Genomic DNA, 16532 nt, shown 5'->3' with positions numbered 1-16532 from the left:
ACAAAGGCATAGACATTTGTCCGGCACCTCGCCACACTAGAGGCATTATTGGCTAACTGGTTAAAATCATTCAATATGAAGACTGCTCTCGACCACCTCCCTGAACGAAAACAGCACGAGCTGGGGCTGATTTCGACCATTCTGCGCGATACGTTGGATGATTTTATCGCCAACAAGCAGGGGAGTAAGTCTGAGTTCAAGATTCTGAAAATCATTCTGTTCGGCAGCCATGCCAAAGGCGGTTGGGTAAGTGATATTCCGAATGGTTATGTCAGCGACTATGACATCTTGGTGATTGTGAATCAGCCCGCGCTGGTGGAAGAAGATTTAATCTGGCGCCGGGCAGAAGAACAGATCGACCGTAAAGTGAAAAGTGCGCCGTTAGGTTTGATTGTTCACACTTGGCAGGAAGTTAATGAACAGCTGCGGCAAGGTCACTACTTTTTTAAGGATATCCGTCAGGAAGGGATAGAAATCTTTGCCGCGACACCAAGAGCGCTGGACGAGCCGGGCAATTTGAGTGAAGCAGAAATGCATCAAATTGCGCAAAAGCATTATGATCATTGGTTTACCAGCGCTTCTGATTTCCTTGAATTATTTCAATTCTCTTTGGATAAACAAAAGCTTGCGCAATCGGCTTTCCTTTTACATCAAGCGACAGAACGTTTTTTTGCCTGTTCCTTACTGGTGCTGACCAACTATCTGCCGAAAACACATAATATTGAAAAGCTGAAAAAATACTGTGCCAGTCAGGAGCTCGCGTTTGCCGACATTTTCCCGATGGACGATAAATTCCACCGCCGCAGCTTCCGCCGTTTGCAACGCGCTTATATCGATGCGCGTTATTCAATGCATTATGAAATTACCTCAGAAGAGCTGGCCTATTTACAAAGCGAAGTTGAGAAACTAAAAGCACTGGTGGAGCAGCAGTGTCTGGCGCGGTTGGGGAATGATCTCAATTGAGATGGTGCTTGGGTTGAACATTGTCGGGCACCATTCGATTAGAACTTTTCACACTGCTGAATATTTTTCACATACTACTCTGAGTAAATTCTTTTTATAGCCCGCTTTATTGTTTCTATCATTCAGCAATCACCGTGCTCATCTTTCCCGAAAATGCAGCTGCTCAGCAACTTTACCCAAATTGAAAACGGAGATACTTTGGCTTAGCCTGTGCAGTTGGGCAGAATCAAGATTCTCAACCAGCGTTTTATCCGGTGTACTCAAAAACCCCATTTCATCAAAGAGTTTGAGTAGAGTTTTGTTATGTTCAGCAGTGAGTGCTTGCTTAAGCTGAGCCTGTTGTTGAGCCGAGCATTGGTACATTTTTTCCTGATAAATATACAGCACAACATGTTTCTGCTGAATTGCGCTGAGTGAATGAAACCAAGCATCGTCTTCGGGGAATTTGACCGAACTATTTTGCTCTTGCGCCAGACACTGGCCGTAAGCTTTGTCCCATTGAGTGAGTGCTTGAACACTATTGACCCGATTCGCACAACCACTCATCAACAGCATGATGAATAGATAAAAAAGGCTATAACGCAGCTTCACTGATACATCTCCAGAATTCTCCTTCTTTTCCGCCAGTATACCAACTCATGGGTTCTGCAACAGAACGGATTCTATAGCGAACGATTTTCGGCACAGAACCCATAGCATCGCCAAATGTTTGCCAGTCATATTGATAAATCCAATGCACCAATACCGGGTTTGACAACCTGCTGCCGATTGGCTTTAAATACCTGAAACGGGTCGGATGAGCGGGTGAGTGATGAAATTTTGTGATGAAGCGTTGGGGTCGCCAATTATTGCCTATGCCCATAATTATTCTCATGGGGACGTGGAAGCGCCTCATATTCATCAGTGTGCCCAGTTTTTACATGCTCTCAATGGGGTGATTCGTGTCGATACCCAAGCGGGCGCGTGGGTGGTGACAGCGAATAAGGGGTTGTGGATCCCGGCAGGGGTCTCTCATAGTCTGCGAATTACCGGCGATGTGTGGGTTCGCACACTGTTTGTCGATCCGATGGCGCGGGCCGATCTGCCGAATACCTGTGTGTTATCGACGGCCTCCCCGTTGCTGACCTGCTTAATTGTTGAAGCGGTTGCTCTCCCGGATGTCCGTATGGCAGGCACCCGGGAAGAACGTATTTTTGAATTGATTCTGGACGAATTACGTCGTTTGAATCCCATCGATTTTTATTTGCCTCATCCGAGTTCTGAAGCGTTGATCACGCTCTGCCGTAATCTCTCGGAGCGTCTCTCCCATCCGTGGACGACTTCTGATGCTGCCAAATCACTCGGCCAGAGTGAGAGAACGGTATCCCGGCGCTTTCAGCAAGAGTTGGGATTAACCTTTACCGAATGGTTACGTCAGAAGCGTTTGCTCCACGCGTTAGAACTGTTAGCCAGCGGCTGTAGCGTGTTAGATACCGCCTTAGCCATTGGCTATGACAGCCCGAGTGCATTCAGCGCCATGTTTAAAAGCCGCACCGGGTTGTCACCGAGTGAATATTGCCCGCCGATCCTGCCTGTGGCGCGTGAGTGAGCGCACTGATGTTGATGCCTGACCTAGCTCGCCTGTATGAGCTGCGCATAGGCGTTCAGTAGTGCCTGTAGCGAGGCTTTGGTGGCATCTTCTTCAATAGCGACGCCGAAAATACTCACATTCGACCTCGCAGACTGCAACTGAACATAACTCGCCGCTTTACTGTGGGTTTGGGTGCCCAGCGTATGTTCGTGGTAATCGACCACATTGGCCTGACAGTCAAATTGCTGCATTAATCCGGTTAATAAGGCCGACATCAGCCCGATACCACTGCCGACACAGACGATCTCTTGCTCGCAGTAACGGATCTGTGCCTCAATCTGTTGTCCGCCTGCGGCGGGGTGGGTGTGATAGCGTTGCAGGCTCATCACCGGCTGGTGAACTAAGCCATAGGCTGTGCGGAACAGTTGCCATAATTCGGCAATGTTCATTTCGCGCCCGGTGCTGTCGGTATGCTGTTTGACCCGTTGGCTTAAATCGACCTGAAGCATTTTGGGCAGGTGTAAGCCGTGATTTTGTTGTAGTAACCACGCTGCCCCGCTTTTGCCGGACTGGCTGTTGACCCGAATCACTTCTTCATAAGAGCATCCCAGATCCATCGGGTCGATGGGTAAATAGGGGATATTCCAGTGGTTGGGTGAGGCGCCTTGAGCGTAGGCAAATCCCTTTTTGATTGCATCTTGGTGAGAGCCGGAAAACGCGGTAAACACCAGTCTGCCCGCGTAAGGATGGCGCGGATGCACCGGCAGCTCGTTACACTGTTCGACCAGTTCAACCGTCTGTTGAATGTCGTCGAAGCGTAATTGTGGGTTGATCCCTTGTGAGTAGAGATTTAAAGCCAGTGTCACCAAATCAACATTGCCGGTGCGTTCCCCGTTGCCGAATAAACAGCCTTCGACCCGTGTCGCCCCGGCGAGCATTGCCAGTTCAGCACTGGCCACCCCGGTACCGCGATCATTATGCGGATGGATACTGACAGTAACATGATCCAGAGAATCAAAGTTGTTGATGAAGTGTTCGATTTGATCGGCAAACACATTGGGCGTGTTGCGTTCCACTGTGGTTGGCAGGTTGATAATCAATGGCCGTGACGCACACGGTTGCCATACTGCGGCTACGGCCTGACAGATTTCAAGCGCAAATTCCGGCTCGGTAAAGTTAAATGTTTCCGGTGAGTATTCCAGCGTCCAGAGCGTTTCGGGATGCTGTTGACACAAGTCCCGGATCTGCTGTGCCCCTTTGACTGCCAGCGCTAAAGTGGCCACTTGATCTTGGTTGAACACTATCTCGCGAAAAGCGGGCGCAGTGGCGTTGTATAAGTGAACAATCGCCTTGGAAGCACCGATCAGCGATTCGATGGTTCGCTCAATCAGATCCGGTCTGGATTGGGTGATGACCTGAATGGTGACATCATCAGGAATCAAGGCGTTTTCGATCAGTTGGCGGACAAAGTCGAAATCCGTTTGTGAGGCGGAGGGAAATGCCACTTCAATTTCTGTGAAGCCACACGCAACCAGATGATCAAAAAACTTCAGTTTCTTTTCGATATTCATCGGGTTCGCCAGCGATTGATTACCATCTCTTAAATCGGTCGAGCACCAACGCGGTGCTTGTGTCAACTGCTTTGACGGCCATGTTCTTTGCGGAAACCGGATCACCGGTGCGGGTACGTATTTGTCTGAAGGGGTGTCTAACATATGAATTGTCCATCGGTTTGAAAAGGGAACATTCATGCTAGAAGGGTTTGTGAATCATATCTGAACAGAAGTTGACAGGAATCGTCGGGTTCTGGACAAAACAGTCACCTCAATTTTTAATTTTCCCAGTCTTCGGCTCTGATTTTTGACGCACAATCAGGCTTATAGATTTCAGAGGCTGGCTCGAATTACGCATATGATAAGTCTTGTCTATATAGACTTGCAGAGCCTCAATTCTTAGGGGCTGTTGATCTCACCGCTATCCACGACCAAATGAATTTTTGTAGAGTTTCCACCACGACTTTTTCCAATACATTCACTATCTGGTGTCGCCGCGCCGACACTATGCCGCTCAAAAAACCATCACGAAAGATCGACAGCCCCTAGGGAAATGCGACGGGGTTCGGTTTTATTTTTTATGCTTTATCTTTTGGTAGGGGGTGTGTCCTCGTCAGAGGTTCTTTGGCTAAACTGGTCGGTGGTTTTTTATTTTGTCATATCAAGCTAGTCGTTCAGTCTTCGTTGACTCGACCTCGTAAGGCTTTCTTTTGTCCCATCTTCTTTTTAGTATTTATGCGCTTGAGTTTTGATGACCTGGTTGGCTTGGTCGCTCGCCGACGCTTTTGTACCACCATGACGGATTGGATCAGTCCTTTAAGACGTTCTAATGCATCAAGTCGGTTTTGTTCCTGAGTTCGATAGGTTTGTGATTTGATCACGACAACGCCATCTTTGGTAATTCTAGAATCACTGAGAGCGAGTAATCTTTCTTTGTATACTGAGGGTAAACTCGAACGTTGAATATCAAAACGTAAATGAATGGCTGAGGATACCTTCTGCACATTTTGCCCACCGTTCCCCATGGCTCGGATAGCAGTCATTTCAATTTCCCATTCTGCAAGAATGACCGTATTAGAGATAGTTAACATGCTTTAGGCTTCGTTTATGGCTATTTTATTCGCAATAATATCGTCATTTGAAACGCAACAGTAGCTTTAAATGAGCTTATCCGAGTATTCTCTGCTTCTTGAGTTGTTGTTTCGCGAGATTAAGCCGTTCGGTTGAAGCAACCCTGAGTCTGGGTTTCTTTTCCAGCTTGGTGCTGAGTTTGAGGTATTCCTGCTGAGGCAGAGACAACCGTGTGAGAATATTGGGGTAGGCGTTGGTTAATCTCTCCGGTAAAAATAATGCAAAAATTCCCTTTACAATCGAACAGTGTTCAATTAAATTCTATCCATCAATTGAACACTGTTCGATTAAATTGGAGAATAAGTATGAATAACGCTACCACTGTCAGAGGTTTTGTCACCTTCCTATGGGTTGCTTTCATGAACGCTTTTGTCGATTTAGGCCATAAAATCGTCGTGCAGAATACCCTGTTCAAAACATTGTCAGATCACCAGCAGGTGCTGATGACTGCGATCGTCAATGCACTGATTCTGCTCCCTTTTGTATTACTCTTTACCCCATCCGGCTATCTGTCGGATCGTTATGCAAAAACCAAAGTGATGAAAATCAGCGCCTTATGTGCGGTATTCATCACTCTGATGATTACCCTCTGCTATTATCAGGGCTGGTTTTATGCATCCTTTGCCCTGACGTTTATTCTCGCAGTGCAGAGTGCGCTCTATTCTCCGGCAAAATATGGTTACATCCGAGAGCTGGTCGGCGCAGAAAAACTCAGCAACGGCAACGCCTGGGTTCAGGCGGTTTCAATGATTGCCATTCTTGCTGGGAGCGCCGTCTTTTCCGCACTGTTCGAACTGAAATTATCCCCTGAAACCCCGCTTCAGCCGGGAGCGATTCTTCAGGACATCGCCCCATTAGGCTGGTTACTGGTCATTGGTTCTCTGATCGAGTGTCTGCTGGCTTTCCGCTTACCGGGAAAAGATCACTTACGGGGACACACACCTCAGGATGGTGCTCGGCCTCAGATACAAGAACCCGTATTTATCTGGAAAGATTACATTCTGGGTAAAACGTTAGGCCGGAATCTCACCCTTCTGTTTCAGAAAAAAGCGATTTGGCAATCAGTCATCGGCTTAACCTTGTTTCTTTCGATCAGTCAGGTAATGATTGCTGCTTTCCCAGCCTACGCCAAAAGCCACCTTGCTATGGATAATACCTTTATCATTCAAAGTATTATTGCGATGGCGATTGTCGGTATGATGCTTGGTTCTTCATTTGCTTCAAAACACTCCGTCAATCACATTAATCTGGCACTGATCCCCGCTGGTGCTCTGATTATCTGTGCTGGACTATTTCTGCTGCCACAGGTCACCTCATCGGTTTTGCTTGGCGGTATTTTCCTGACTATCGGTATCGGCGGCTCATTTATGCTGGTCCCGCTCAACGCATTAATTCAGTTCCACGCGAAAGAAGACCAGATCGGTAAAATTCTGGCCGGAAATAATTTCATTCAGAATGTCGGCATGTTGTTATGTTTGGCAGTCACGGTCGCGTTCACAACGCAGGAACTCGATGTCAGCTATATCTTGTGGGGATTATTCGGCCTTGGTGCTTTGGTTGCGTTGGCAGCCATCATTCTGCTACCGGAAGTTCTGGTCCGTTCGGTGATGACCAAATTACTCGGCCGCAAATACCGTCTGCAAGTGTTGGGGTTCAACAATCTGCCGGAAGCCGGTCAGGGAACGCTGCTGCTCGGTAATCATATCAGCTGGCTGGACTGGGCAATTGTGCAGATGGCATCCCCGAGACGTGTACACTTTGTTATGGATCAGACTATCTACCAATGCTGGTATCTCAAATGGCTGTTCGATCTGTTTCAGGTGGTTCCGATTGCTCCCGGCAAAAGCCGTGAAGCATTAAACAAGATAACCGACCTCCTGAATCAGGGTGAAGTGGTCTGTCTGTTTCCTGAAGGTCGTATCAGCTATCTTGGTCAACTGGGAGAATTTAAAAAAGGCTTTGAACGTGCCTGTCAGGATGCCCGTGGTGTGATTATTCCGTTCTATCTGCGCGGGATGTGGGGAAGTTTCTTCTCCCGTTCCAGCAAACGTCTGGCAAAAGTGAGAAAAACCGGGATAAAAAGAGATGTCATTATCGCATTCGGAACCGCGATGGATATCCATTCAACCGCCACGGAAGTGAAACAGAAGGTATTTGAAATGTCCGTCGCAACCTGGAATGAATATGCCGACACGCTGGGAACGCTTCCTGAAGCCTGGATCGCAACGGCGAAAAACCATCCCGGCCAGTGGGCAGTCGCGGACAGCAACGGTCAACCAATCACGCATAGCCGCTTTCTGGTCGGCAGTCTGCTGCTCAAGCGTAAACTTCAGCATCTGCCGGGACAGAATTTAGGCTTGCTGGTCCCGACTTCCAGTGCCGGGCTAATGAGTAATCTGGCAGCGATGATGGCGGGGAAAACCGTAGTCAATCTCAATTACACGGCTTCAGCGGAAGCGCTGCGCAGTGCAAAACACAATGCGGCAGTGGAAAGTATCGTCACTTCCAGACGCTTTCTCGCCAGACTGGAAAAACGCGGCATTGACTGCCAGACCCTCCTTGACGGCTGTCGTGTACTTTATCTGGAAGATTTCAAAGCCAGTCTCGGCCGGCCCGCACAACTGATGATGTTATTGGCGGTCAAAACACTGCCTGCCAGTTGGATTAGCCGATTACTCTGTCAGCAACAACAACGGGAAGATACCGCGGCAATCCTGTTCTCTTCGGGAAGTGAAGGCGCGCCAAAAGGCGTCATGCTCAGCCACAAAAATATTCTGGCCAATTTACGTCAGGTTTCGGATGTGCTGAATATCCGCAGCAACGATAAAATCATGGCGACCCTGCCACTATTCCATGCATTTGGTCTGACAGTCACCGGCATGTTACCGCTGATTGAAGGGATTCCGGTCATCTGCCACCCGGATCCGACCGATAGCCTGAATATTGCCCGTTCAGTCGCCAAATATGAAGCTACCCTGATGTGTGCAACCTCGACATTTTTAGGCATGTATCAGCGTAACCGTCGCATCAATCCCATGATGTTCAACTCACTCAGAGCTGTGGTATCCGGTGCTGAAAAATTAGACGCGAAGATCAAAGCCGCATTCCAGCAGAAATTTATGGTGCCTGTCCTCGAAGGATACGGTACCACCGAAACTACGCCGGTTGCCAGCGTCAACCTGCCGGGGCATCTGGTTCGTCGTGAAGGCTTTATTCAGGAAGCCGCCCGTGAAGGAACCGTTGGTCTGGCACTTCCCGGAACCACATTTAAGATCGTGGATCCTGTGACACTGATGCCGTTACCTGCCGGTGAAGACGGACTGATCCTGATCGGTGGCGCTCAGATCATGCAGGGCTATCTCAATGACCCGGATAAAACGGCCGAAGTCGTCGCTGAACTGGACGGCCAACGTTGGTACAAAACCGGAGACAAAGGTTATCTGGATAGTGACGGCTATTTAACTATCGTTGATCGTTATTCACGCTTCGCCAAACTGGGTGGCGAGATGGTAAGTCTTGGGGCTGTTGAACAGTGTGCCCGTGAACTGCTCGATCAACCGGAATCCGGACTGGTTGCCGTGAATCTGCCGGATGAGAAGAAAGGAGAACAGATCATTATGCTAGTTGATCTGAATTTAGAACCGGCTGAAGTGAAAAAAATCCTGATCCAGAAAGGAATGCCGTCTCTGATGCTGCCAAATAAAATCATGCAAGTCGCCAATATTCCCCTCCTGGGCAGCGGCAAGCTCGATTTCTCCGCCGCAAAAAATCTGGCACTGGCGCAAATAGGATAAATAGCACAAAACGTCAAATAGATAGGTGAACATAATGAAAATAAACAAAATCAAAGAATTAGAATACATTTTAGACATGGCTGATCTCGCTGTCCTTGCACTGTCTTCAATCTTGCTGGCTGACTATAAAGGCGTGTCTGCTTTGCAAAAAGGGATTATCGAGATCAGTAGAAAAGCAGAACAGCTGATAGAACGGGAAACTTGCATGGAACAGGAGATATAACAAATATCCTGAAGAGAATAAGCAGGACACGCACCTCAAGGAATGGATTTACTTCTGGTGTGTGTCCTCGTAAGAATTCTAGGATTCAGTTGGAACTTGAAGCATTTCATTGCCTTCTTGCATGGCATCTGAACGATGTTTACCGCGGCGAGTGATTTAGGTAAGAAGTCCGCACGCGCTAAAGCAAAGATCTGACGAGAGTAACCCATGATGATGCCGTGGAAAGAGGCTATCGTTTGGCAAACGTCTCTGCTTAAGCATCAATAGCGATATGCAGAGACGTTCAACGCCTGTGAAAAGTGGACGCACCCGATACAAACTGCAATCTGACATTATCTGAGGTCAGTATCTACTTCAAAGGCTGGCTTTGTCATGTTTATTTACACCCGTTAGAAGCGAATTGATACAGGTTGGCGGTGTTACTATCAAAGTATGGGCCCCACTCATCAGAGTTATTACCTCTATAATGGAAAGAATTCAACCCGACAGCATAGTTACTACCGAGCCACGCTCCGCCACTATTGCCACTGCGCATAGGGTTACCGCGCATTTCAACGACCCCACCGGTAATCTGACCCTTGGTGCCTGTAACTTTGTACATATATTTACCGCTACCATAGTTACTAGGATAGCCAATCGAAACTAATTGAGAATATGGGATTCCGGTTTTTAACCGCATGTATCCTGCATTTGAGTTAGCATTGGTTTTAATAAATGAGTAATCCCATTTATAACGCCCGTTACCCCCATTCACCCAGCCACTTTTTGTGCTTAGGCATCTGGTACCAACGACTTGGCCGCCGCCATTAGAATAAGCTCTGCGAAATACGACATTTGACGCCCAGGCACCGCTTGTCGCTCTGACACAATGAGCCGCAGTCATCACAACACTTGTGCTGCCGACAAATTGAGCGGAACAGCTATAGTTATTCCCGTTCAAAGTAAAGTATAGCTTTCCACCCTTGTTGTATGGCGATGAACGAACATCAGCCCTGCTCGGGGTCCCCAAAATTTCTGGTTCTTCGCCGATGATTTGTTCGGGCGCATCTTCGATTGGAAACTCTTGGAGTGCTTTAAACTCTTCCTCTGAAATCTCCGGGGTTGGATAAGGTACCGCATTTTCCATCGCTTCCGGAGTCCAATACTCAACGGCAGTATTGATTTGTTTTTCACTGACCTGAAAACTTTCAGACTCATTTACATCGTCTTGAGCAAACGCGAAAACAGGTAATAGTAAAGTAGCTAGGATCAGTTTGTTTGACATGACATTTCCCTGTTGTTTAGTTGATTAAGTTAATAGTTAGACTTCCACTTCTACTTCCACTTCTACAGATTATTCATAGCTTAATATTATGAAATTGATTGTATAAATTTTATTATGAAAATAACTGTATATATCAATAAAAATACAAGTCAAATAATGAATGAAAATAATGTGAAGTAGAGATGATGGTGCTTTGGGTGAGGAATCAACAGATGGATTTTTAGGATTGTATGGGCAAAAAGAAACAACCCCCTTCTCCGAGGGGGAGACAGGGGGGAGAAGAGGATTGTCAAACCCGGTCTGCTGTTAACTGATATCTTGTCCGTTGCTGGCAATGACTTTTTTGTACCAGTAGAACGATTTTTTCGGTGTCCGGTTCAAGGTGCCTTGGCCTAAATTGTCACGATCAACATAGATGAAACCATAGCGCTTACTCATTTCGCCGGTGGATGCCGCCACTAAGTCAATACAGCCCCAAGGGGTAAAACCCATCAATGGCACGCCATCGTGCATGGCATCACTCATCGCCTGAATGTGCTGGCGCAGATAGTCAATCCGGTAGTCATCGTTGATGTTGCCGGTTTCATCCGGGGTATCTTTGGCACCTAAACCGTTTTCGACCAAAAAGAGCGGTTTCTGGTAGCGGTCATACAGGGTATTCATGGTAATTCTCAGTCCGAGCGGGTCGATCACCCAGCCCCAGTCGCTGGCGGGTAAATGCGGGTTGCGAATTGACTTCACCACGTTGGCGGCACTGGTATTGCCGTCATTCATATCGGCAGATGCACAGCGCGAGGCGTAGTAACTAAAGGAGATGAAATCGACAGTATGTTTGAGAATCTCAAAATCTTCGGCTTCGGTTTGCAGTTGTACACCTTTTTTCTCAAATACTTGCTGGCTGTAGGCCGGGTAATAACCGCGAGACTGTACATCAATAAAGAATAAATTTTCACGGTCTTTTTCCATTGCGGTAAAGACATCTTGCGGTTTACAGGAATAAGGGTAGAAGTTCCCCCCGGCGAGCATACAACCGATTTGGTTTTGCGGGTCAACTTCATGGGCGATTTTGGTCGCCAGCGCACTGGCAACCAGTTCATGGTGTGCGGCTTGATATTTCACTTGGTCGTGGTTTTCGCCGTCCTGAAACAATAATCCGGCTCCCGAGAACGGACTTGCCAGTAAGATATTGATCTCGTTGAAGGTCAGCCAGTATTTGACCAGGCCGCGGTAGTGTTCGAAACAGGTGCGGGCATAACGCGTAAAGAACTCAATCATCTTGCGATTGCGCCATGAGCCATATTGAGTGACCAGATTCATCGGCACATCAAAGTGACATAAGGTCACCAGTGGCTCAATGCCATACTTGTGGCACTCTTGAAACACGTTTCGGTAGAAATCTAAGCCGGCTTGGTTGGGCTCGGCATCGTCACCATTGGGGTAGATACGGCTCCATGCAATCGACAGGCGGAATACTTTGAACCCCATTTCCGCCAGCAGGGCAATATCTTCACGGTAGCGGTGATAGAAATCGATGGCATGATGGCTGGGATAGAATTCATCCTCACTGAGTGTGACGCTGGAGACTTGCCCCAGTTTAATCGGCAGCCGGTTTTCACCGTATGGGATCATATCCACGGTGGTTAATCCTTTACCGTCCGCAAGGTAGGCCCCTTCAGACTGGTTGGCGGCAATCGCGCCTCCCCAGAGAAAATCTGGTGGAAAATGCAGATCAGACATGTGTTTCCTCTTCAATAATCCAAGCCATCCGGATGCACAGATGACTTGAATCGCTTTAATACGGTTTAAGCGGTTGCTTGGGGTGATGTCACTTTGCCATTGTCAGACGGGCTGGCCGCAGATTGTGGCTCAGTGCTGACCATCTGGTCATCATCGACTTGCGGGTCATCTTCAAAGCCGAGTACCAGCGTCAGAATGAACGACAATACAATCGCAAGAGCAATCAGCCCAAACACCCACACAATACTCATCGGGTCGTTGACATCAAAGAACTGCACGCTGGTAAACAGGCTCGGTGACGCCATTGAGTGACTGGCTAAGCCGCCCATTCCGGCGAGTGCTCCGACGACGAATCCTGTAATCATGGTCGCAATCAGTGGCCGTTTCAAGCGGACGAGGACCCCATACAGCGCCGGTTCAGAGATTCCGGCAAAAATCGCTGAGGCTCCGGCTGCGAGTGCGGTCTGTCTGAGTGCGGTGCTCTTGGTTTTATAAGCGACGGCTAAACATGCGCCGCCCATGCCTAAATTCGCGCCGATTTCAGACGGCATCACCATGCCTTCACGACCTGTTTCAGCAATGGTTTGGATAATCGTCGGGGTAAACACGCGGTGCATTCCGGTAAGTACCAGCAGCGGCCATAATGCCCCCATAATCGCGACGGATAACCAGCCGAGGGTGCCGTGAATGGTATACACCACCGCTGAAATAGCTGTCCCGATCCAGATGCCGACCGGGCCTATGATCACAATGGCAATCGGTGCGGCAATCAATACGATCAGCATCGGCTTGAGGAAATTTTTGGTTACCACCGGCGTAATCCGGTCTACCCAGCGTTCAATATATGACAACACCCAAGTCATCACCAGTGCCGGAATGACGGTGTAGGTGTATTTTACCGAGGTAATCGAAACCCCGAACAGATCGACCTGCTGGCCTTGCGCAGCCTGAGCCATCAAGTTGATAAAGTTGGGATGAATCAGCACTCCGGCTATCGCAATTGCCAAGGACATATTGGTTTTAAATTTAATCGATGCGGAAGCGGCAACCATCACCGGCAGGAAGAAGAACGCACCATCGCCAATGGCTTTCAAAATGATCAATGTTGAAGCGTTGGGTTCAACCCAACCGCTCATTTCTAACACCATCGCTAACAGCTTGACCATCGATCCGCCGATAATCGCCGGGATGAGCGGTGACATGGTGCCGACAAGCGCATCGAGCATTTTCGCACCGATGACTTTGGCAGTCAGTTTCTGTTTGTTCTCTGTTGCAGAAGGAGCGGTGGGAGATGTGCCATCAAGGTCAATCAATGCCATGACTTCTTTGTATGCAACGGCCACTTCGTTACCGATGATCACTTGTACTTTATCGCCGTTATCCACAACACCCATGACACCTTGGGTTGCTTTGAGTTGCGCGATATCAACCAAGCTCGCGTCGTTGAGTACAAAACGTAGTCGTGTCATACAGTGGGTCAGGGCGGAGACGTTGTCTTTTCCTCCCACGTTGGTCACAACGGATTGAGCGATTGTCTGGTAATTATTGGACATTTTTCTCTCCTAGAAACGCTTCCCGGTGATGTTCATTGATGATTCGTGCGACTTTGATGAAAGATCTGAGCCGGAAAAATCCATCTGTTCTGTTATTAAATTGGTTGAGCAAGTGACTTTACAGGTCTTTAGGTTACCGGTAACATATTACCGGTAAAGTTAACTGGGTAAACCCTAATTTTGACGTGAATTTCAAAAATGAGATCATGCGCAAATTTGTGATGAGGATTGAGTATGTCAGGTAGCAGTATTGTCGTGATGGGGGTTTGCGGTTGCGGTAAAAGCACGATTGGTGCGCGATTAGCCGACCGACTCGGGCGTCAGTTTATTGATGGTGACGACCTTCACCCCAGCGCCAATATTCAGAAAATGGCAGCGGGACAGCCTTTGGATGACGCTGATCGTCAACCGTGGCTGGCAAGAATCCGCGAGGCTGCTCAGCGTTTCGAAAGTCAGGATGAACACGGTGTGTTGGTCTGCTCGGCATTAAAAAAAGACTATCGTGACCAAATCCGCATGGGGAACAACCATGTGACTTTTGTTTTTCTTGATGGTGATATGGCGTTGATCCTTGAACGAATGCAGATGCGACAAGGTCATTTCATGAAAGATAATATGGTGAAAAGCCAGTTTGATACGCTGGAGCGACCCGATCAGGAGCCCCGGACGATTGTCGTCAATATTGAGGGCAGTATTGAGCAAGTGGTCGAACGAATCATCACTGAACTTAAAAAGGCACAAGTGCCGGCGGTGATGTAACTAAATACTTTCCCCTTCACGAATCATATAGCCCATATCAATTATAGGATTGGCAATCGGTTCGTTCTTGAGCCGTGCGAGAATTAACTCTGCGCTTTTTTGCCCGATATCAAACCGGGGTGTATCGACACTGGTGATTTTGGGGCGAATGGTCTTACCAATATCTAAAGCGTTATATCCCACAATCGAAAGCTGTTCAGGGACTTTGATCCCTCGCTGTTGGGCGGCGAATAAGGTGCCGATGGCGATATCGTCGTTGGTACAGAAAACGCCGTCTAAGTCAGGGTACCGTTGTATCGCCTGATCCAGTAAATCACCGGCCAGCGAAAAACTGGAGTGTTCTTTGGTGAGAATGTGTTGCCTTGCTAACCCTGCTTCGAGCATGGCTTTATCGTAGCCAAGCATCCGGAGATGCGTTCGGGTATCCAGACGGGCACCAAAGTATGCGATCGAACGTTTCCCTGCGGCAATCATCCGTCGCACCACTTGGTAAGAGGCATCCAGATGATTCAGCCCGACCACCATATCAATGGGAGAAGGGGGCAGCTCCATCGTTTCAACCACGGGGACGCCGGCATTGTGGATCATCTGTAAGGTTCTTGGGGTATGGTTGCTGGCAGTGAGAATTAATCCGTCCACCTGATAAGAGAGCAGCGAGGCAATTTTACGTTCTTCTTCCTGTTCATCGTAACCAAAGTGAGCCAATAGCGTTTCATAGCCATTGGCTTTGGTGACGGTCTCGATGCCCTGCATAAACGAAGCAAATATCTGGTTAGACAGTGAAGGGAGTAACACCCCGATCGCATTGCTCGAAGCTCGGGACAACATGGCCGGAGCGCGGTTTTCGATGTAACCGAGCTGTTCAATCACCGCAGCGATTTTTTCCTGAGTCTTTTTTGCCACTGATTCGGGATTGCGCATGTAGCGAGAGACGGTCATCTTCGTTACGCCGACCGCATCGGCTACGTCTTGTAAGGTGGTGCGGCTCTTTTTCGGTTTTGGGGACATAACGGTTGTTTTGGTCATATTTCATCGGCTGCAAATCAGATCGGAAACTATCTTACCTTGCGTTTGCTTGTGATAGAAGTGCTGGTGGTTGAGAACGCTGCTTCTATCGGGTTTTATTAATGGTTATATTGAGGAAGGTGAGTTTTTCCAGCTTTTGGTACCTAAATTTGACGCCTAAGTTTGACGCACAATTGCGTTCCCCAATTTCAGAGGCATCGGTGCTCAGTGCGCCAGTTACTCTTGCCAAGATGCAAGAGTAACCTATATGGTCACTCCATCTAAATCAAAGTATTTTTCAGACTTCCTCAATGTATTTATTCATCTCATAAATTCACCATCGACGGTTGTTCCTGAAAATGAAACGCGGCCTTAAACATATATCCGGCGTCAGTTTGATACTCTATGTATCGCGCCCAAATGAGATCCAAAAAGTCTTGCCCGCCTAATCAGAAAATATGCCTCACTGGATGGGCAGGTTAACTCCCGAGGTTCAAGGCAAGACACTGGCCAGCTTTAATTCATTTACTGATATTACCGCTCCGTTATTAGAGTATATTCACTTCAAGCACAAGCTTTTTGATGATCGAATTGTTCATGATGAACTAATACCTGCCAGATAATTCTGGCCAACTTGTTCGCCAAGGCGACAACACATTTACAACTATGCATCCGTTCTTTTAACTGACGAAGCCATCGATTGAGTCGGGTATCGCTCTTTGTACAATTATTGAGAACAATTCGATTTCCCAAAATTAGTAAATACCTGAGAGTAGGATTTCCGCGCTTTGTCATCCGCCCGATTCGATTGCTCTCACCACTAGAAATCTGTTTTGGTGTTAAGCCTAACCATACAGCAAACTGCCGCCCGTTTTTGAATGCATGAATATCACTGACAAAAGCGAGCACCGCAGCAGCAACTCGCTGTCCTACACCTGGAATGGTCAGTAGTCGGTGATAATCATCTTTGCCTTGAACCA

Annotated in this window: 13 protein-coding genes and 1 pseudogene; 5 read left to right on the top strand and 9 right to left on the bottom strand. The window is 47.9% G+C overall.

From position 1 onward, the window contains the following. Positions 1–75: 75 nt before the first annotated feature. Positions 76–963 carry a HEPN domain-containing protein gene (locus VR7878_RS05695; protein WP_077334228.1) on the top strand — a complete coding sequence of 296 codons (888 nt, stop codon included), beginning with the start codon at positions 76–78 and terminating at the stop codon, positions 961–963. Positions 964–1101: 138 nt separating this feature from the next. Here the strand turns inward: VR7878_RS05695 and VR7878_RS05690 are convergent, their stop codons facing one another. Beyond that, entirely contained in the window at positions 1102–1554 is a 453-nt protein-coding gene (locus tag VR7878_RS05690) for a hypothetical protein (protein ID WP_139344020.1), read from the bottom strand. Between the two features lie 220 nt (positions 1555–1774). Here VR7878_RS05690 and VR7878_RS05685 point away from each other — a divergent pair, with 220 nt between their 5' ends. Further along, positions 1775–2551 carry an AraC family transcriptional regulator gene (locus tag VR7878_RS05685; RefSeq protein ID WP_077334224.1) on the top strand — a complete coding sequence of 259 codons (777 nt, stop codon included), beginning with the start codon at positions 1775–1777 and terminating at the stop codon, positions 2549–2551. Between the two features lie 23 nt (positions 2552–2574). Here VR7878_RS05685 and leuA read toward each other — a convergent pair whose 3' ends face one another. From leuA to arfB, 3 genes and pseudogenes are all read right to left on the bottom strand, one after another. Further along, the gene (gene leuA / locus VR7878_RS05680; protein ID WP_077334222.1) at positions 2575–4248 is read right to left on the bottom strand and encodes a 2-isopropylmalate synthase; all 1674 of its coding nucleotides are present in this window, start codon (positions 4246–4248) and stop codon (positions 2575–2577) included. Positions 4249–4503: 255 nt separating this feature from the next. Further along, positions 4504–4599, bottom strand: a pseudogene (locus tag VR7878_RS20800) (IS5/IS1182 family transposase); the annotation flags it as partial. A 161-nt stretch (positions 4600–4760) separates the two neighbouring features. Further along, positions 4761–5177, bottom strand: a complete 417-nt coding sequence (gene arfB / locus VR7878_RS05670) for an alternative ribosome rescue aminoacyl-tRNA hydrolase ArfB (protein WP_077334220.1) — start codon at positions 5175–5177, stop codon at positions 4761–4763. Positions 5178–5522: 345 nt separating this feature from the next. Here arfB and VR7878_RS05665 point away from each other — a divergent pair, with 345 nt between their 5' ends. Next, on the top strand, positions 5523–9011 hold the full coding sequence (locus tag VR7878_RS05665; protein ID WP_077334218.1) for an acyl-[ACP]--phospholipid O-acyltransferase: 3489 nt from the start codon (positions 5523–5525) through the stop codon (positions 9009–9011). 34 nt (positions 9012–9045) lie between these two features. Further along, entirely contained in the window at positions 9046–9234 is a 189-nt protein-coding gene (locus VR7878_RS05660) for a hypothetical protein (protein WP_077334216.1), read from the top strand. A 376-nt stretch (positions 9235–9610) separates the two neighbouring features. Here VR7878_RS05660 and VR7878_RS05655 read toward each other — a convergent pair whose 3' ends face one another. The 3 genes from VR7878_RS05655 to ascF all read right to left on the bottom strand — a co-directional run bounded on the left by VR7878_RS05655 (position 9611) and on the right by ascF (position 13788). Beyond that, the gene (locus VR7878_RS05655) at positions 9611–10498 is read right to left on the bottom strand and encodes a trypsin-like serine peptidase (RefSeq protein ID WP_077334214.1); all 888 of its coding nucleotides are present in this window, start codon (positions 10496–10498) and stop codon (positions 9611–9613) included. A gap of 306 nt (positions 10499–10804) precedes the next feature. Continuing rightward, positions 10805–12235: a 6-phospho-beta-glucosidase gene (gene ascB, locus VR7878_RS05650; protein ID WP_077334212.1), complete on the bottom strand. Its 1431-nt coding sequence runs from the start codon at positions 12233–12235 to the stop codon at positions 10805–10807. A gap of 65 nt (positions 12236–12300) precedes the next feature. Then, on the bottom strand, positions 12301–13788 hold the full coding sequence (gene ascF / locus VR7878_RS05645; RefSeq protein ID WP_077334210.1) for a PTS cellobiose/arbutin/salicin transporter subunit IIBC: 1488 nt from the start codon (positions 13786–13788) through the stop codon (positions 12301–12303). A 234-nt stretch (positions 13789–14022) separates the two neighbouring features. Here ascF and VR7878_RS05640 point away from each other — a divergent pair, with 234 nt between their 5' ends. Beyond that, positions 14023–14547, top strand: a complete 525-nt coding sequence (locus tag VR7878_RS05640; RefSeq protein WP_077334208.1) for a gluconokinase — start codon at positions 14023–14025, stop codon at positions 14545–14547. Here VR7878_RS05640 and VR7878_RS05635 read toward each other — a convergent pair whose 3' ends face one another. Continuing rightward, positions 14548–15555, bottom strand: coding sequence for a substrate-binding domain-containing protein (locus tag VR7878_RS05635; protein WP_077334395.1), 1008 nt, complete (start codon positions 15553–15555; stop codon positions 14548–14550). A gap of 561 nt (positions 15556–16116) precedes the next feature. Beyond that, positions 16117–16532 (bottom strand): transposase (locus VR7878_RS05630; protein ID WP_139344019.1); only part of this gene is annotated, 416 nt, incomplete at its 5' end.

It is taken from the genome of Vibrio ruber DSM 16370 (assembly GCF_900163965.1).
GTDB classification, from domain to species: domain Bacteria; phylum Pseudomonadota; class Gammaproteobacteria; order Enterobacterales; family Vibrionaceae; genus Vibrio; species Vibrio ruber.
The sequence above is the reverse complement of the archived record's forward strand: the minus strand, read 5'-3'. Positions and strand labels throughout refer to the sequence as shown.